The following is a 17437-nucleotide window of genomic DNA, read 5'->3' as shown; positions in this document are numbered from 1 at the left end:
TGCGTGAAGACCACCTTCGTCGTGCCCGACGACCTCGAGCAGGCGCGACGCGCTCCTGCCGCCCCGGCGATCGGGGAGGTCGTGCCGCCCCACAACTGTCGGTGCCACGGCTGCGGCCCGGAGGCCGAGAACGGACTGCATCTGCGCGCTGTTTTCGGTGAGGATCTCACGGCCACAGCCACATTCGTGGTCGAGCCCCGATTCGAGGGCGGTCCCGGGGTGATCCACGGGGGCGTCGTCGCGACGCTGTTCGACGAGATGATGGGCCTGGCGAACGTGCACCTCGGGGTCGTCGCGGTGACCGCCGTCCTCGATGTCGACTACGCGCTGCCCATCCCGGTCGGGACGACACTCCGCCTGGTCGCCCGGGTACTCGGCCGGCAGCGCCGGAAGGTCTACAGCGCCGTCGAGGCGTTCGACGACGCCGCCGGCCCGGACACCGAACCGCTCGCCGCCGGGCACGGCATCTTCGTGGTCGTCGATCCGCGCGCGCACTTCGCCGCCTCGCGTCCCTGACCCGATCGGCCGTGCGGATTGGCGCGGAACTGAGGAAGGCGGGCGCGGTCTGCACGCCCGGGGTGCGTTCGCACGGCCGGGCGCCGTTCGCATGGCCCCTGAGACGTGCGAACGACTCCGGGCCGTGCGAACTCGCCCGTGACGTCACTGATTCGCCACCGCGGGCGCGATTCGCCCGTCGGATCGGCCGGGCGATCCTGTCGTGCGGTGGCGAGGCTGGGATCGCGCGGGCGAGACAGAGGACGGGGCGTCGCAACTGCCCGATGAACGGTTCCGGGTGCCCGGCAGACGGTTCCGGGTGCCCGACAGACGGCGTGGGCCGGATGGGAGCGGGTCAGAACGAGTAGGCGTCGACGGAGGTGACCAGGGCGGCGCGGACGGCTTCGTGGAGGTCGGCGACCTGTGTGATGCGGATGCCCGACGGCAGGTCGTCGGATCCGGCGGGGACGATCGCGTGGCGGAAACCGAGGCGCTTCGCCTCCGCGACCCGACGGCCGATCGCACTGACCCGACGCACCTCACCGGCGAGTCCGACCTCGCCGATCGCGACCGTCGAACGGGGGAGGGCCTTCATCCGGCGGATCGACCCGATGGCGAGTGCGACGGCGAGGTCCGCAGCGGGCTCGGTGATCTTCATGCCGCCGACGGTCGCGACATAGACCTCCACGTCGGACACCTTGACCGCGATGCGTCCCTCGAGCACGGCGAGGATCATCGCCACCCGTGGGGAGTCGAGGCCGCTCACCGCGCGACGGGGCGACGCCATCTGGGTGGGGGTCACCAGCGCCTGCACCTCGGCGACCATCGGTCGTCGACCGTCCATCGTCACGGTGATCGCGGTGCCGGGCACGTCGTCGTCGCGGTGGTGCAGGAAGAGGCCGGTCGGGTCGGGGACCTCGTGGATCCCGTCGCCGCGCTGCTCGAAGCACCCGACCTCGTCGGAGGCGCCGAAGCGGTTCTTGATGCCGCGCACCATGCGCAGCGCCGAATGCTTGTCGCCCTCGAAGGCCAGCACCACGTCGACCATGTGCTCGAGGGTGCGGGGCCCGGCGACAGCCCCCTCCTTGGTGACGTGCCCGACGAGCACGACGGAGATGCCGGTGTTCTTCGCCAGCGAGGTGAGAGCGGTGGTGACGGTGCGGATCTGGGTGACGCCGCCGTTCACGCCGTCGGCACCGCCGGCGATCATCGTCTGCACGGAGTCGACGATCATCAGCGTGGGGGCGACCTGTTCGGCGTGGGCGAGGACAGTGTCGAGATCGGTCTCGGCCGCCAGGAACACCTCGCTGTGCACCGCGCCCGTGCGCTCGGCCCGCAGGCGCACCTGGGCGGCCGACTCCTCGCCCGTCACGTAGAGCGCGCGCCGACCCATCTCGGCCCACCGTTTGACCGTCTCCAGCAGCAGCGTCGACTTGCCGACGCCGGGTTCACCGGCGAGCAGGACCACCGACCCCGGGACGATCCCGGAACCCAGGACGCGGTCGAGTTCGCCGATGCCGGTGGGCATGGCGTCGGCCGCGGTCGCGTCGATCTCGGTGATGCGCTTGGCCGGTGACGCCGGGACCACGGACGTCGCGCCGGGACGACCCGACGACGCCACGGCAGGGGCCTCGTCGACGGTGCCCCACTCGCCGCAGTCGGGGCAGCGACCCACCCACTTGGGTGCGAGGTGCCCGCAGGCGGTGCAGCGATAACTCGGACGGGGCTTGGCCACGGCGTGACCCTATCGGCGGACGCCGACAGTCCCGGGGAGGCCGATCAGCCCGCGGAGCCGCCGGAGCCGGTGTTGGGCAGGTTCGAGCCGAACTGGTTCTCGCCGGAGCCGTTCTCGCTGCCCTCGTTGGCGCGCTCGTTCTGCTCGGCCGCCTCGGCGTTCTCACGGTTCAGGAACTGTGAGTCACGACGAGGGTTCACCGAGCCCGCGTCGACGGGGACGTTGACGGTGACCTTGCCGGCGCGCTGGAACGTGAACTGGAGCGGCACCGTCAGACCGGGACGGACCTTGGTGCCCATGCCCGTGAGGGTGACGGTGATCCGGGTCTCGGTGGGGTCGGCGGAGTTGCCCACCGATCCCGCCTGCGATTCCTCCGACGCGACCTGTGACGAGGGGATCTCGGCCGATGCGGGCGTCGACGCGTCCGCGCCGGAGGTCAGCAGCTGCGACGGCTGTCCGGCGCGCAGCGACTTGGTCGCCGGGAGTGCGGTGCTGCCCGAGATGGTGGCCGAGCCACCGCCGGGGACGGTGATCGACTGCAGCGTGTCGTCCTGGTAGGCGCTGTTGTTGGAGATGAGGAACGCGAGCTCGAACGGACCGCCGTTGACGAAGGCGTCGTCGGCGTTCACCGGCGGGTAGACGACGTGGACGTCACGCAGGGCGAGCTGGCCGACCGTCGCGTTGCCGCCGTTGACCGCGGCTTCCTGGTTCGCGGTCTGCGAGATCTGGCCGCTGCTACAGGCGCCGACACCGAACACCACGGCCGAGCCGATGGCTGCGGCGGCCACCGCGCGCGCGACGCCGCGGGACGAGGTCAGACGGGCCACGACCCGCTGCGGGCGGGCGACCTGGGCGGGGGACTGCTCTGCCACCGGGATTCCTCTTCAGCCTGAAGGACCCGTGCGGGTCACACCGACGATGCACTACGGAGAGTAGTTGCTCCGGGGTGTCACCGGTGCCGCGGGTGCGCAAACACCGCGCGGCCCGGACGCGGTGGGGTGTGCGGGCGGAGCCCTGCGGGCCCGTCGCGGGCGCCCAGATCGCCTCCTCCACAGGGCTCCCCGGCTGTGGATAGCCGCTGGTAGGCCCCTGACCTGCACCGTTGTGTGATGCACGGAACACCCCCGTGCTAGACTGGCCCTATCGAAAGGGGCTAGTGAACTGTGAATTTCAAAGTCGGTGACACCGTCGTATACCCCCACCACGGAGCTGCGAAGGTCGAAGACATCGTGGTCCGCACCATCAAGGGTGAGCAGGTGGAGTACCTCGTCCTCAAGATCGCCGATGGTGACATGACCGTCCAGATCCCGTCCACCAAGCTCGAGTACGTCGGTGTCCGCGACGTCGTGGGCGAGGAGGGGCTCGGGCAGGTCTTCGACGTCCTGCGCGCCCCGCACACCGAGGAGCCCACCAACTGGGCACGCCGCTTCAAGGCCAACCAGGAGAAGCTCATCTCCGGCGACATCATCAAGGTGTCGGAGATCGTGCGTGACCTGTGGCGTCGCGAGCAGGATCGCGGCCTGTCCGCCGGTGAGAAGCGCATGCTGACCCGCGCCCGTCGCGTCCTCGTCGACGAGCTGTCGCTGGCGCAGGGAACCGACGAGGCCAAGGCCTCGGTCATGCTCGACGAGGTCCTCGCCACCGCCTCCTGAGGCGACGGCGACACCATGACGTCCGCCGCCTCGACGGTGGCGTTGATCCCTGCCGCCGGGTCGGGCACCCGACTCGGCGCAGGGATCCCCAAAGCATTCGTCGACCTCGCCGGACGCACGATCCTGCAGCGATCCGTCGACGGCGTCCTCGCCGCCGGCATCGGCCACGTCGTCGTCGCGGTACCGGCCGACCTGGTCGACGCGACACGGTCCGACGTGCCTGACGCTCAGGTCGTCGTCGGAGGATCAGCACGCAGTGACTCCGTCCGGGCCTGCCTCGCCACGGTCATCGGCGGACGCTCTCCCGACCCCGAGGTGGTCCTGGTTCACGACGCCGCTCGTGCCCTCACCCCACCCGCGGTCTTCGCCCGCGTCATCGACGCCATCCGGTCCGGCCACGACGCGGTCATCCCCGCCGTCCCGGTCACGGACACGCTCAAACGTGTCGACGTCGACGGCACAGTCGTCGCCACGGTGGACCGCACGCCGTTGCGGTCGGTGCAGACACCCCAGGGATTCCGGCCCGAGGCGCTGGTGCGGGCCCACGCGTCCTCGGCCGACGCGACCGACGACGCCGGTCTCGTCGAGGCGCTCGGGATGCACGTCCACGTCGTCGCGGGCGACATGATGGCCTTCAAGATCACCACCGACTGGGACCTGCGGTTGGCACGGTTGCTGTGTGAGCAGGGTGCGGCCGCCGCACCGGCGGCACCGTGACCGGGATGCGTGTCGGCATCGGGACCGACGTCCACCCCTTCCAGCCGGGCAAGCCGTGCTGGATGGTGGGCTTGCATTTCCCCGACACCGAGGGCTGCGAGGGCCACTCCGACGGTGACGTGGGCATCCACGCCCTGTGCGACGCGCTGCTCTCGGCGGCCGGACTCGGTGATCTCGGTGCGGTGTTCGGGACCGGTCGGCCCGAGTGGGACGGCGTCGACGGGGCGACCATGCTCACCCACGTCCGCGGTCTCGTCACCGACGCCGGATGGACCGTCGGCAACGCGGCGGTCCAGGTCATCGCGAACCGACCCAAGATCGGGCCCCGCCGTGACGAGGCGCAGAAGCTCCTCTCCGACCTGGTCGGCGGACCGGTGTCGGTCTCGGCGACCACCACCGACGGACTCGGGCTGACCGGCCGCGGTGAGGGTGTCGCCGCGGTCGCGACGGCGTTGCTCCTCGCCCGCGACGGCTGACGCCTACTGTGGACGGCGTGGATCTGTTGCTCGGCATCGACATGGGCACCGGGAGCACGAAAGGCGTCCTCGTCGACCCAGACGGTGTCGTCCTCGCCTCCCGGACGGTGTCCCACCAGATCTCCCTTCCTCGTCCCGGCTGGGCCGAGGTGGATGCGGACGAGCTGTGGTGGTCCGAGATCCGTTCCGTTGCACAGGAACTGACTGCCGAGATTCCCGAGGGGTCCCGCCTCGCGGGAGTGTGCGTGAGCGGCGTCGGACCCTGTCTGGTGCTGTGCGACGCGAACGGCACGCCGCTGCGCCCGGCGATCCTCTATGGCATCGACTCGCGCGCGCACCGCGAGATCGATGCACTGACCGACGAACTCGGCGCCGAGGCGATCGTGGAGCAGGCGGGGACCGCGCTCTCGAGCCAGGCCGTCGGCCCGAAGATCGAATGGGTACGCCGCGAGGAACCGGACGTCTTCGCCGCCGCCCACCGCTGGTACGGGTCGAACAGCTACATCACCGCCCGGCTCACCGGCGAGTACGTGATGGACCACCACACCGCGAGCCAGTGCGATCCGCTCTACCTGACTCGGGAGTTCCGCTGGAACGACGAGTGGGCACAACGGATCTGCGGTCATCTCGAGATGCCACGGCTGGTGTGGCCGCGCGACGTAGTCGGGACGGTCACGGCCGACGCGGCGGACGCGACGGGCATCCCGGCGGGCACGCCGGTGGTCGCCGGGACCGTCGACGCCTACGCCGAGGCCTTCTCCGTCGGGGCGCGCTCGCCCGGCGACCTCATGCTGATGTACGGGTCCACCATGTTCTGCGTCCAGGTCCTGGACGGGTACCACACCGACCCCGCGCTGTGGACCACCGCCGGCGTGGAACCGGGGAGCCTGGCGTTCGCGGCGGGAACGTCCACCGCAGGAAGTCTCACCACCTGGTTGCAGACCGTCACCGGAGGTGCGTCGTTCGACGAGTTGATGACCGAGGCGCTCGAGGTACCACCCGGCAGCGACGGTCTCCTGTTCCTGCCCTACCTGGCGGGTGAGCGCACGCCTGTGTTCGACCCGGATGCGCGCGGCGTCCTCGCGGGCCTGACGCTGCGCCATGGTCGCGGTCATCTCTTCCGCGCTGCCTACGAGGGCATCTCGTTCGGTATCCGCCACATCCTCGAGCGCTTCGACGCGGCCAGTCCCACGGTGCGGACGATCGCCGTCGGCGGGGGGCTGCGCAGCCCGATCTGGGCCCAGACACTGTCCGACATCACCGGCCGCACCCAACTGGTCCCCGCGGAGGGGATCGGCGCGAGCTACGGCGGCGCTCTGCTGGCCGCGATCGGGACCGGGCTGGTGCCGCCGGAGACGGACTGGACGACACTGGAGCGTGAGATCGTGCCGAACCCGGACGTGCGCGAGCTGTACGACGAGCTCTACGCCCAGTGGCGAGACCTGTACCCCGCGACGCGATCCCACGTGCACGCCCTGGGTGACATCGCTGGACGCTGACCTCGGGCGGTGAGCCGGGGTGTCAGCCGGCCGTGTAGCCCCCGTCGATCGGGAGGTCGACGCCGGAGATCATCGACGCCGCGTCGGAGGCGAGCCACACGATGGCGTCCGACACCTCCCGTGGTTCGGCGAAGCGCGCCAACGGGATCCGACCTTTCAGTGGTGCGGCCTTCTGCTCGTCACCCCACACACGCCGGCCCATGTCGGTGAGGACGACTGTGGGACACACCGAGTTCGCGCGGATGCCGTGCGGACCGAGCTCCAGGGCCAGCACCTTGGTCGCCATGACGAGGCCGGCCTTGGTCGCTGAGTAGGCGTAGTGCTCGGCCAGCGGCGTCAGTGCCGCCGCGGACGCGACGGTGACGATCGACCCGCGGATGCCCCGCGCAACCATGTCCCGCCCGACGCCTGCGGCGAGCAGTGCCGGTGCACGCAGGTTCACCGCGACGGTGGCGTCGAAGCCAGCGGCGTCGAGATCGAGCACCGAGGCGGGGTGCGAGACGCCGGCGTTGTTCACCAGGACGTCGAGACCGTCGAACGCGGCGACGGCGTCGGCGACGAGCCGATCGGGACCGTCGGAGGCGGCCAGGTCGGCGGCGCAGCAGGTGATCTCGACGTCGAACTCGTCCCGCAGCGGCGACGCCTGCGCCTCGAGGTCGTCGACGGACCGACCGGAGAGGACCAGTCGCGCACCGGCCTCGGCGAAGGCGCGCGCGATGTCCGCTCCGAGCCCGCGGGTCGCTCCCGTGACGAGCGTGCGTGCGCCGTCGAGACGGATCTCGCTCACGTGGTGACCTCCTGGTGGGGGAGTGCGGCGACGATGGCCCCGGCGGTCGCCGGGTCCGTGACGAGCCGGCGGTAGTACCCGCCGCGCGCGCCGGCGATGATGGACTCGATCTTGTCCGACCCGACCGCGACCGCGATCGTGACCGGGATCTGCTGCAGCACATCGAGATCGATTGCGATGAGGCGGTCGATCCCCTCGAAGTCGACGGGTGCGCCGTCGCGGTCGTAGAAGCGTGAGCAGACGTCACCGACGGCGCGACGCAGCGACGTGGAGTCGGTGGGCACGAACCGGGGGATGTCGGAGCGGCTCAGCGGCGGCGCGCCTACACCCATCAGCGCGCACCGCGCCTGCGGCCACAGATCGAGCACCCGCTGGATGCTCGGGTCCTGCAGCAGCGACGGGTGCAGGTTGGGGCCGGGCAGCGCGGGCGCGAACAGGTAGGTGGCGCGTCCGCCGACGCGGTTGGCGACCCGGCGGGTGATCTCGTTCGTCTGGTACCACTCCTCGGGCTGGTCGTTGCCGCCGACGGTGGGCGCGACCAACACGCCCGGCAGTGGCGTCAGGTCGAACCGCGAGACCTCGTAGACCGTCCGCCCGGACGACACCAGCAACACGTCGCCCGGCGCGAGGCCCGCGGAGGCGAGGGCGCGCGCGACCGCGGGTGCCAGCGTCCCGCCCATCACGTCGACGGTGGACCGGCCCGACGCCGGCGGGAGTGCGGGGGACAGGAAGACCGATTCGAGTCCCAGCACGTCGGCGACACGATGTGCCAGCTCGTCGGCGGGCAGTTCGGACCCCGGGGGGACCACCTCGATGCGGACGATCCCCTGTCGACGAGCCTCCGACAGCAGACGACTCACGGTGGCCCGGCTGGTCCCGAGACGCGCCGCGACCTCGGCCTGCGTCGCGTCCTCCTCGTAGTAGAGGCGCGCGGCGGCGTAGAGCAGCGCCGGGTCGTAGACGCCGTCGGGCAGGGACATGGCGAGCAGTATGACAGCCGCACGACCGCCGTGAGCATGTGTTCACGACACTCGGCGGGATGAACAAATGTTCTGAGCATTTGCTTGCGCGTGGGATGCGTCGTCGTTAATGTGACTGCCACCACAGATCCGGTGACGCATGACGCGGCTCACCGTGCGAGGAGAAGACATGAGCGAGATCCCCGAGAAGATGCAGGCCGTGGTCTGCCACGGGCCGGAGGACTACCGGCTCGAGGAGGTCGTGGTGCCCACGCCCGGCCGCGGCGAGGCGCTCGTCGCCGTCGAGGCTGTCGGGATCTGTGCGAGCGATCTGAAGTGCTACCACGGTGCGGCGAAGTTCTGGGGCGACGAGAGCCGTCCGGCCTGGGCCGAGACCATGGTCATCCCCGGCCACGAGTTCGCCGGTCGCGTCGTCGCGCTCGACGACGAGGCGGCGCGCCGGTGGGGTGTCGCGGTCGGCGACCGCGTGGTTTCCGAGCAGATCGTGCCGTGCTGGGAGTGCCGGTTCTGCCGACGCGGCGAGTACCACATGTGCGCACCGCACGACCTGTACGGCTTCAAGCGCCGCACGCCGGGCGCGATGGCGTCGTACATGGTGTTCCCGGCTGAGGCTCTGGTGCACAAGGTCTCGTCGGACATCGCGCCGCAGCACGCCGCGTTCGCCGAGCCTCTGTCGTGCTCGCTGCACGCCGTCGAGCGCGCGCGGATCCAGTTCGAGGACACCGTCGTGGTGGCCGGGTGCGGGCCGATCGGTCTCGGCATGATCGCCGGCGCGGCGGCGAAGAACCCGATGCGGGTGATCGCGCTCGACATGGCGCCGGAGAAGCTCGATCTCGCGACCCGATGCGGCGCGGACCTGACGATCAACATCGCCGAGGAGGATGCGATCTCGATCGTCCGTGACCTCACCGACGGGTACGGCGCGGACGTCTACCTCGAGGGCACCGGTCACCCGTCGGCCGTCGGTCAGGGTCTGAACATCCTGCGCAAGCTCGGTCGCTACGTGGAGTACGGCGTCTTCGGCAGTGAGGCCTCCGTCGACTGGAGCATCATCAGCGACGACAAGGAGCTCGACGTCCTCGGCGCGCACCTCGGGCCGCACTGCTGGCCCGCCGCCATCGCGATGATCGAGTCCGGTCGCCTCCCGATGGACGAGATCTGCACCCACCAGTTCCCGCTCGCCGAGTTCCAGAAGGGTCTGGACATGGTGGGTTCGGGCTCGGAGTCGGTCAAGGTCTCACTCATCCCCGAGGCGGTCGCCTGATGGCCCCGATCGGACAGGGATCGCCGATGGACCGCCGGTTCTCCCGTCGGGACATGTTGCGCGCCATGGGTATCGCGGGTGCGGCGGCCGCGACGGTCCCGATCCTGGGGGCATGCGGCATCGGCGGACGTGTCGACGAGCCGAACGGCGCGTCCGCGGTGACCGGTGCGTTCGACTGGAAGAGCCAGAAGGGCACGACCCTGTCGATCCTGCAGACGCCGCACCCCTACCAGCTGTCCTACCAGCCACTGCTGGCCGAGTTCACGGAGCTGACCGGCATCGAGGTGAAGGTCGACCTCGTGCCCGAGGCCGACTACTTCACCAAGCTGAACACCGAACTCGCCGGCGGGACCGGCAAGCACGACTGCTTCATGCTCGGCGCCTATTTCATCTGGCAGTACGGTCCGCCCGGATGGCTCGAGGACCTGGGCCCGTGGATCGCCAACAGCTCGGCGACCAACGCCGAGTACGACTTCGACGACATCTTCGAGGGTCTCCGGCAGTCCACCCGCTGGGACTTCGAGCTCGGCAACCCGATCGGATCCGGCGGTCAGTGGGCCATCCCGTGGGGCTTCGAGAACAACGTCGTGGCCTACAACAAGGCCTACTTCGACCGCCGGGGCATCAAGCTCCCCACCACGTTCGACGACTTCATCCAGCTGGCCACCGATCTCACCGACCGGTCGGAGAACCGGTACGGCATCGCCACCCGCGGGTCGAAGTCGTGGGCGACGATCCACCCCGGCTTCATGACCCAGTACACCCGCGAGGGCGCCGTCGACTACCGCGTCGACGGGTCCGACCTCGTCGCCGAGATGAACAGCCCCAAGGCGGTCGACTTCACGAAGAAGTGGATCGAGATGCAGAAGGCGGCCGGTCCGACGTCGTGGACGACCTACGACTACCCGCAGGCCACAGGCGATCTCGGTGACGGGACCGCGATGATGGTCTACGACGCCGACTCCGCGACCTACCCGAAGAACAAGCCGGGTGCGAGCAAGGAGGCCGGGAACCTGGGGTGGTACCCCGGTCCCGCCGGTCCGGACGGCAACTACCGCACCAACCTGTGGACGTGGAGCTGGGCCATGAACGCCCGGTCGACGCGCAAGCCCGCGGCCTGGCTGTTCATGCAGTGGGCCACCGGCAAGGAGTCGATGAACAAGGCAGTCGAGGGTGGCATCTACGCCGATCCCGTGCGGAAGTCCGTGTTCGACACCACCTTCACCCGCATCGCGGCCGACCAGCCCGGTTACCTCGAGACGTTCGAGACGGTGATCGGCTCGTCGAAGATCCAGTTCACGCCGCAGAAGAAGTTCTTCGACACGACCAAGGACTGGGCGGTGGCGCTGCAGGACATCTACGGCGGCGACAACGCGCAGTCGCGGCTGAACAGCCTCGCCAAGACCAACACCTCCAAAGTCAACCTGTAGAGGGCGGCCCACCCATGTCAACGCAGACGTCCACGCCCGCCGAGGCGTCCTCCGCCGCACCGGATCCGGTGCCCGGGCGGAAGCTGCCGGAGGTGCCGTCCTGGCGCCGACGGCTCCGGCCCTATCTGTTGTCGCTGCCGGCGGTCGCGATCGTCATCGGCATCCTGTACCCGTTCGTGGTCGGCGCGTACTACGCGTTCCTCAACTACGCGGCGGTCAACCCGGACCCGGTGTTCGTGTGGTTCGACAACTTCAAGTCCGTCCTCGGCGACGAGATCTTCTGGTCGAGCGTGCGGACGACGGCGATCTTCGCGGTCGGCGCCACGCTGCTCGAGACGCTCCTCGGCGTCGGCCTCGCGCTGCTGCTCAACCGCTCGAGCATCGTCGGCAAGATCTTCGAGAAGGTGCTGATCCTCCCGCTGATGATCGCGCCGGTGATCGCGGGCGTCATCTGGAAACTGATGTTCAACCCGCAGTTCGGCATCCTCAACCACGTGTTCGGCCTGGGTAGCACGTTCGACTGGCTGTCACGGTCGAACGCGCTGTTCTCGGTGATCCTCGTCGACATCTGGATCTTCACGCCGTTCGTCGCGATCCTCGTCCTCGCCGGCATCCGGTCGCTGCCGAAGGAACCGTTCGAGGCGTCCGAGATCGACGGCGCCGGATGGTTCTACATGTTCCGCAAGCTGATGCTGCCGATGATCTGGCCCTACATCCTGGTCGCCGTCATCTTCCGGTTCATGGACAACCTCAAGGTGTTCGACCACATCTACGTCCTCACCGCCGGCGGCCCCGGTGTCGCGACCCGCACCCTGCAGATCGGTGCGTTCGAGGACTCGATCATCAACCTCGACTACTCCCGGGGCAGCACCTACATGCTGCTGCTCTGGATCCTCGTGTTCATCACCGCACGCATCCTCGTCGGCGTGCTGGGCAAGGCGCAGCGTCGTGCTGCGGGAGCGGAGTCCTGATGGCAGGCGTACGCATTCCCCGACCGCATCTCCCGCGCCGGGAGGAGCTGCTCCCCGGGCGCAAGCGGTTCACCGGCGGCTCGGTCGCCGCCGACCTCACCCTGCTGGTGTGGTTCGTGTTCTCCCTCTTCCCGATCGCCTGGATGGTGATCCTGGCGCTGAAGAACTCGGCCGAGCAGACCACCACCTACTTCCAGTTCAGCCCGACGTGGTCGAACTTCGCCACCGTGCTCTCCAGCAAGGGCGAGCGGATGACCAGCGTCGACTTCACCGCCTCGCTGTGGACCAGCGTCCTCAACTGCGGTGGCGCGGTGATCGTCTCGCTGGTCATCGGCATCCCGGCGGCGTACGCCGCAGGGCGGTGGAAGTACCGCGGCAGCGACGACCTGATGTTCCAGATGCTGTCGTTCCGGTTCGCCCCGGAGCTGATGGTGATCGTCCCGCTGTTCGTCATCTACAACCAGGTCGGTCTGTTCGACACCAAGGTCGGCATGATCTGGGTGCTGCAGCTGGTGACGATGCCGCTGGTGGTGTGGATCCTGCGGTCCTACTTCCAGGACCTGCCCGAAGACCTCGAACAGGCCGCCCTGCTCGACGGGTACACCCGCAGCCGCGCGTTCGTGATGGTCGCGCTGCCGATGGTGCGTCCCGGCATCGCCGCGGCGGCCCTGCTGGCGTTCATCTTCGCCTGGAACAACTACGTCTTCCCGCTGATCCTCGCCGACAGCAACGCCGGCACGGTGACCGTCGCGATCACCAAGTTCCTCGGCGGCGGCGGCCAGGCGTACTACAACCTCACCGCCGCGGCGGCGGTGATCGCAGCCCTGCCCCCGCTGGTCCTCGCCCTGACCATCCAGCGGTACCTCGTGCGGGGCCTGTCCTTCGGAGCGGTGAAATCCTGATGGCCACACTGGAACTGAACGGTCTGACGAAGACCTACGGGAAGACCGCCGCGGTGTCCGACATCTCCGTCGACATCGCCGACGGCGAGTTCTTCGTCATCCTGGGGCCCAGCGGTGCCGGGAAGACGACGACGCTCAAGTCGATCGCCGGTCTCGTCGACATCGACGCAGGGTCGGTGCGGATCGGCGGCGTCGACATGACGCAGGTCGAGCCGTACCACCGCAACGTCGCGATGGCCTTCGAGAGCTACGCGCTGTACCCGCAGAAGACGGTCAGCGAGAACCTCGCGTCGCCGTTGAAGTCGGGGCGCACCGGCAAGTACTCCGCCGCCCAACGCACCGAGCGGATCGAGCAGGTCACCAGCACACTCGGCATCAACCATCTGCTGCAACGGTTCCCGCGGGAACTGTCGAACGGACAGCGTCAGCGCGTCGCCCTCGGGCGGGTGCTGGTGCGTCCCGCCGACGTCTACCTGCTCGACGAGCCGCTGAGTCACCTCGACGCCAAACTGCGGGCGGCGATGCGTGCTGAGCTCAAGCAGCTCGGCCAGATGTCGAACACCACCACCGTCTACGTCACGCACGACTACCAGGAGGCGCTGGCCCTCGGCGACCGCATCGCGGTGATGCGCGAGGGAGAACTGGTGCAGATCGGGACGCCGCAGGAGATCTGGCGTCGACCGGCCGACACGTTTGTCGGGCGGGCGCTCGGCCAGCCGGAGATGAACCTCCTCGACGGTGTCGTCGACGCCGGTGACGGCGGGGCAACGTTCCGCCTCGGAGACGGCACTGTCGAGCTGCCGGTGCCCGCCGGGGTCGACGTGTCGCGCGGCGACCGCGTCCGCGTCGGTCTGCGTCCGTGCGACCTGTCCGTCGCGGCCGACGGCACCGCCCCGGGGATCCGGGGTCGGGTGCTCCTCGCCGAACGTCTCGGCCGCAACGTCGAACTCACCGTGTCCGCGGGCGGCGAGCAGATCGTCGTCCTGGTCACCAGCCGGGCCGGCGTCACCGAGGGCTCCGAGGTGACGGTCACCGTCGCCCCCGACGACATCCACCTGTTCGCCGCGACGTCCACCGGATCCGCCGGCGGCGGCGACACCGCGCGTCTCGGCGGCGCGACGGCCCCCAGCCTGGAGGCACACGCATGAGCATCCTGTCTGACTCCCGTCGCAAGCGCGACGACGACGCGTCGACGACCGACGGGGCGCAGAGCCTCACCCTCTCGAACCTGGTGAAGACCTACTCCGCCCGCGGTCGCGAGGAGTTCCGCGCCGTCAAGGGCCTCGACCTCGCCATCGAGCCGGGGGAGCTGATCGCCCTGCTCGGACCGTCCGGATGCGGCAAGACCACCACCCTGCGGATGATCGCCGGGCTCGAGACGGTCACCAGCGGGTCCATCCGCATCGGCGACACCGAGATCTCGGAGATGCCCGCCTCCCGGCGTGGCGTCGGCGTGGGATTCGAGAGTTACGCGCTGTACCCCCCGATGTCGGTGCGCGAGAACCTCCTCTACGGACTGAAGGCACGCAAGGTCCCCGACGCCGCCGCGAAGGTCGACGCCATCGCCGAGCGTCTCGAGATGACCGACATGATGGCCCTGCGTCCCGCAGGCCTGTCGAGCGGACAGAAGCAGCGGGTCGCTCTCGCGCGGGCGCTCGTCCGGAACCCGCCCGTGCTGCTGCTCGACGAGCCGCTCAGTCACCTCGACGCCTCGGCACGCCAACGGGTTCGGCGAGAACTCAAGGTGTTGCAGCGGGAATTCGGCTACACGACGATCGTCGTCACCCACGACCAGGTGGAGGCGCTGTCACTGGCGGACCGCCTCGCCGTGATGGACGGCGGTGTGGTGCAGCAGTTCGGCACTCCCGACGAGGTGTTCGACGACCCCGCCAACCTGTTCGTCGCGCAGTTCGTCGGCGAGCCCGCCATCACCGTCCTGCCCGGTGTCGTCCGGCATCGCGACGGCAGGGTCGTCGTCGAGATCGGCAGCGGCGGCGGGGCACTCGCCACCGCCGCGCAGTCGGTCGCCGACGGCACCGAGGTCACCGTGGGCGTGCGACCGCAGGACGCGACCGTCCGCGCAGCGGACGACGGTCCGGGCATCCCCGCGACCGTCGCCTACTTCGAGCACCTGCTCGAGTTCGGCCTCGCGACCGCGACGGTGCCGGGGCGGGAGGAGGGGATCGTCGTCGCGACCCCACCGGAGCAGACGTGGGCGTCCGAGGACCGTGTCGTCGTCGACGCACCCGCCGAGCGGGTCTACCTGTTCGACAGGAGCTCCGGGGAGCGCCTCCGATGACCCGCCTGCACGACGACCCCGCACGCTTCACCGAGGACATGCTCACCGGTTTCCTCGACGTCCACGCCGATCGGGTGACCGGCGTCCGCGGTGGCGTCGTCCGGGCCACGACCACCCCGCCCGGCAAGGTCGCCGTGGTGGTCGGTGGCGGCTCAGGTCACTACCCGGCGTTCTGCGGGGTCGTCGGCCCCGGCTTCGCCGACGGTGCCGTGGTGGGCAACATCTTCACCTCGCCGTCCGCCGACGACGCGACCTCGGTCGCCCGCGCGGCCCACTCCGACGCGGGCGTCCTGCTGACCACCGGCAATTATGCCGGCGACGTCATGAACTTCGGCCTGGCCGTCACCCAGCTGCGGTCGGAGGGCATCGAGGCGGAGTACGTCGGCGTCACCGACGACGTCGCCAGCGCACCGGTCGGCGAGGAGTCCCGGCGCCGCGGGATCGCAGGCGACTTCACCGTCTTCAAGTGCGCGTCGGCCGCAGCCGAGGAGGGCGCCGACCTCGCCGAGGTCGTCCGCATCGCCCACGCCGCCAACGACGCCACCCGGACCCTCGGTGTCGCCTTCGACGGCTGCACCATGCCCGGCGCGAAAGATCCCCTGTTCACCGTGCCGGCCGGCCAGATGGGCGTCGGTCTGGGGATCCACGGAGAGCCCGGCGTCGCCGACGAGCCGCTGCCCTCCGCGGCCGACCTCGCCCGCACCCTCGTCGAGGGCGTCCTGGCCGAGGAACCCGCCGACCACACCGGTCACATCGCGGTCATCCTCAACGGGCTCGGACGCACCAAATACGAGGAGCTGTTCGTCGTCTGGGGCACCGTCTCGAGCCTGCTGCGCGAGCGCGGCTACACCGTCGTCGACCCCGAGGTCGGTGAACTGGTGACCAGCCTCGACATGGCCGGGTGCTCGCTGACGGTGATGTGGCTCGACGACGACCTCGAGCGACTCTGGACTGCTCCTGCCGACACCCCCGCCTACCGCAAGGGAGCCGCGGTGGCCGCGCGCGGCGAGCGTCGTACCGACGACGACACCGACGCCGCCCAGACCGTCGATCCGTCGCTGCTGTCCGACGACGACGGTCGGGACTCCGCGGCGCGGATCGCCGCGCTGCTGTCGGCGATGGCCGCGATGCTGGCCGACGCGGAGGACGAGCTCGGTCGCATCGACGCGGTCGCCGGCGACGGCGATCACGGTCGCGGGATGGTGAAGGGGTCGTCGGCTGGATCACAGGCGGCCGACGCCGCCGTCGAGGCGGGTGCCGGCCCGGCGTCGACGCTCGCCGCCGCGGGCTCGGCGTGGGCCTCCCGGGCCGGCGGCACCTCCGGGGTCCTCTGGGGCGCGATGCTCACCGCGATCGGTGCCGCCCTCGGTGACACCGGCCGCCCCGACGGGTCCGCGATCGCCGCCGGCGTCCGAGACGGCTACGACGCGCTCGTCGCGCTCGGCGGTGCCGCCCCCGGCGACAAGACGATGCTCGACGCCCTCGCACCCTTCGTCGAGGCGCTCGAGGAGGACGTCGCCGCGGGCACCGCATGGCAGGGGGCCTGGGCGCGTGCCGCCGAGGTCGCGACCACGGCGGCGTCGGACACCGCCGAGATGCGTCCGCGCGTCGGTCGAGCCCGCCCGCTCGCCGCGCGCAGCGTGGGCACCCCCGACGCCGGCGCCACGTCACTGGCCATGTGCGCGCGCACCGTCGCCACCGAGCTGGCCACACACAGCACAGGAGGAACGCGATGAGCGACAAGCTCCGGATAGTCGTCGGCGCCGACGAGGCCGGCCTGGACTACAAGGAGATCCTCAAGCGGGACCTCGAGGCCGACGGACGTGTCGAGGTGGTCACCGACGTCGGGGTGTCCGGCGACAGCGACCACACCGCGTATCCGCACGTCGCGGTGGCCGCGGCGCGGATGGTGGCCGACGGCGAGGCCGACCGGGCGCTGCTCGTCTGCGGCACCGGGCTGGGGATGGCGATCAGCGCCAACAAGGTCGCCGGGATCCGTGCCGTCAGCGCCCACGACAGCTTCTCCGTGGAGCGGTCGGTGCTCTCGAACGACGCGCAGGTGCTGTGCTTCGGTCAGCGCGTCGTCGGCGTCGAACTCGCCCGGCGGCTGGCCAAGGAGTGGCTGGGCTACACGTTCGACCGGTCGAGCCCGTCGGCGGCGAAGGTGGATGCGCTCCGGGGATACGAGTCCGGAGGCGACTGCTGAGGGCGGACCTGCCGTAGGATCGCC

The 17437-nt window shown here is 70.1% G+C and carries 17 protein-coding genes; 13 read left to right on the top strand and 4 right to left on the bottom strand.

Features of this window, described 5'->3' with window-relative positions; all coding sequences use genetic code 11:
* The first annotated feature begins 3 nt into the window (after positions 1–3).
* On the top strand, positions 4–516 hold the full coding sequence (locus tag Q1A98_RS19290; protein WP_299576448.1) for a PaaI family thioesterase: 513 nt from the start codon (positions 4–6) through the stop codon (positions 514–516).
* Positions 517–850: 334 nt separating this feature from the next.
* On the opposite strand, the gene radA is transcribed toward Q1A98_RS19290, so the two are convergent.
* Entirely contained in the window at positions 851–2230 is a 1380-nt protein-coding gene (radA, locus tag Q1A98_RS19285; RefSeq protein ID WP_299576446.1) for a DNA repair protein RadA, read from the bottom strand.
* Between the two features lie 44 nt (positions 2231–2274).
* A complete protein-coding gene (locus Q1A98_RS19280; RefSeq protein ID WP_299576445.1) occupies positions 2275–3102 on the bottom strand; it encodes a hypothetical protein in 828 nt (275 codons plus the stop codon).
* A 291-nt stretch (positions 3103–3393) separates the two neighbouring features.
* Here Q1A98_RS19280 and Q1A98_RS19275 point away from each other — a divergent pair, with 291 nt between their 5' ends.
* The 4 genes from Q1A98_RS19275 to Q1A98_RS19260 are packed head-to-tail and all read left to right on the top strand — an operon-like array spanning position 3394 to position 6574.
* A complete protein-coding gene (locus Q1A98_RS19275; RefSeq protein ID WP_299576443.1) occupies positions 3394–3882 on the top strand; it encodes a CarD family transcriptional regulator in 489 nt (162 codons plus the stop codon).
* A gap of 15 nt (positions 3883–3897) precedes the next feature.
* Positions 3898–4599: a 2-C-methyl-D-erythritol 4-phosphate cytidylyltransferase gene (ispD, locus tag Q1A98_RS19270; protein WP_299576441.1), complete on the top strand. Its 702-nt coding sequence runs from the start codon at positions 3898–3900 to the stop codon at positions 4597–4599.
* A gap of 5 nt (positions 4600–4604) precedes the next feature.
* Positions 4605–5075, top strand: a complete 471-nt coding sequence (ispF, locus tag Q1A98_RS19265) for a 2-C-methyl-D-erythritol 2,4-cyclodiphosphate synthase (protein ID WP_299576439.1) — start codon at positions 4605–4607, stop codon at positions 5073–5075.
* A 17-nt stretch (positions 5076–5092) separates the two neighbouring features.
* On the top strand, positions 5093–6574 hold the full coding sequence (locus Q1A98_RS19260; RefSeq protein WP_299576437.1) for an FGGY-family carbohydrate kinase: 1482 nt from the start codon (positions 5093–5095) through the stop codon (positions 6572–6574).
* 22 nt (positions 6575–6596) lie between these two features.
* Here the strand turns inward: Q1A98_RS19260 and Q1A98_RS19255 are convergent, their stop codons facing one another.
* Both Q1A98_RS19255 and Q1A98_RS19250 read right to left on the bottom strand, forming a co-directional pair.
* Positions 6597–7361, bottom strand: a complete 765-nt coding sequence (locus tag Q1A98_RS19255) for a glucose 1-dehydrogenase (RefSeq protein ID WP_299576435.1) — start codon at positions 7359–7361, stop codon at positions 6597–6599.
* A complete protein-coding gene (locus Q1A98_RS19250; protein WP_299576433.1) occupies positions 7358–8341 on the bottom strand; it encodes a sugar-binding transcriptional regulator in 984 nt (327 codons plus the stop codon). Before Q1A98_RS19250 ends, Q1A98_RS19255 begins: the two co-directional genes overlap by 4 nt.
* Positions 8342–8510: 169 nt before the next feature.
* Between Q1A98_RS19250 and eltD the strand changes: the two genes are divergently transcribed.
* The 8 genes from eltD to Q1A98_RS19210 are packed head-to-tail and all read left to right on the top strand — an operon-like array spanning position 8511 to position 17413.
* Positions 8511–9605: an erythritol/L-threitol dehyrogenase gene (gene eltD, locus Q1A98_RS19245; protein WP_299576431.1), complete on the top strand. Its 1095-nt coding sequence runs from the start codon at positions 8511–8513 to the stop codon at positions 9603–9605.
* A 53-nt stretch (positions 9606–9658) separates the two neighbouring features.
* Positions 9659–11035 (top strand): extracellular solute-binding protein, encoded by a 1377-nt coding sequence (locus tag Q1A98_RS19240; RefSeq protein ID WP_299576572.1) that lies wholly within the window; start codon positions 9659–9661, stop codon positions 11033–11035.
* Positions 11036–11049: 14 nt separating this feature from the next.
* Positions 11050–12006: a carbohydrate ABC transporter permease gene (locus Q1A98_RS19235; protein ID WP_299576429.1), complete on the top strand. Its 957-nt coding sequence runs from the start codon at positions 11050–11052 to the stop codon at positions 12004–12006.
* Positions 12006–12908, top strand: coding sequence for a carbohydrate ABC transporter permease (locus Q1A98_RS19230; RefSeq protein ID WP_299576427.1), 903 nt, complete (start codon positions 12006–12008; stop codon positions 12906–12908). Before Q1A98_RS19235 ends, Q1A98_RS19230 begins: the two co-directional genes overlap by 1 nt.
* A complete protein-coding gene (locus tag Q1A98_RS19225) occupies positions 12908–14056 on the top strand; it encodes an ABC transporter ATP-binding protein (RefSeq protein ID WP_299576425.1) in 1149 nt (382 codons plus the stop codon). Before Q1A98_RS19230 ends, Q1A98_RS19225 begins: the two co-directional genes overlap by 1 nt.
* Positions 14053–15207: an ABC transporter ATP-binding protein gene (locus Q1A98_RS19220; RefSeq protein ID WP_299576423.1), complete on the top strand. Its 1155-nt coding sequence runs from the start codon at positions 14053–14055 to the stop codon at positions 15205–15207. The genes Q1A98_RS19225 and Q1A98_RS19220 overlap by 4 nt, the downstream gene beginning before the upstream one ends.
* Positions 15204–16943, top strand: coding sequence for a dihydroxyacetone kinase family protein (locus tag Q1A98_RS19215; RefSeq protein ID WP_299576422.1), 1740 nt, complete (start codon positions 15204–15206; stop codon positions 16941–16943). The genes Q1A98_RS19220 and Q1A98_RS19215 overlap by 4 nt, the downstream gene beginning before the upstream one ends.
* Positions 16940–17413 (top strand): ribose-5-phosphate isomerase, encoded by a 474-nt coding sequence (locus Q1A98_RS19210; RefSeq protein WP_299576420.1) that lies wholly within the window; start codon positions 16940–16942, stop codon positions 17411–17413. Before Q1A98_RS19215 ends, Q1A98_RS19210 begins: the two co-directional genes overlap by 4 nt.
* Positions 17414–17437: the final 24 nt, after the last annotated feature.

It is taken from the genome of uncultured Williamsia sp., assembly GCF_947494875.1.
In the GTDB taxonomy this organism is placed as follows: Bacteria; Actinomycetota; Actinomycetes; order Mycobacteriales; family Mycobacteriaceae; genus Williamsia_A.
The sequence above is the reverse complement of the archived record's forward strand: the minus strand, read 5'-3'. Positions and strand labels throughout refer to the sequence as shown.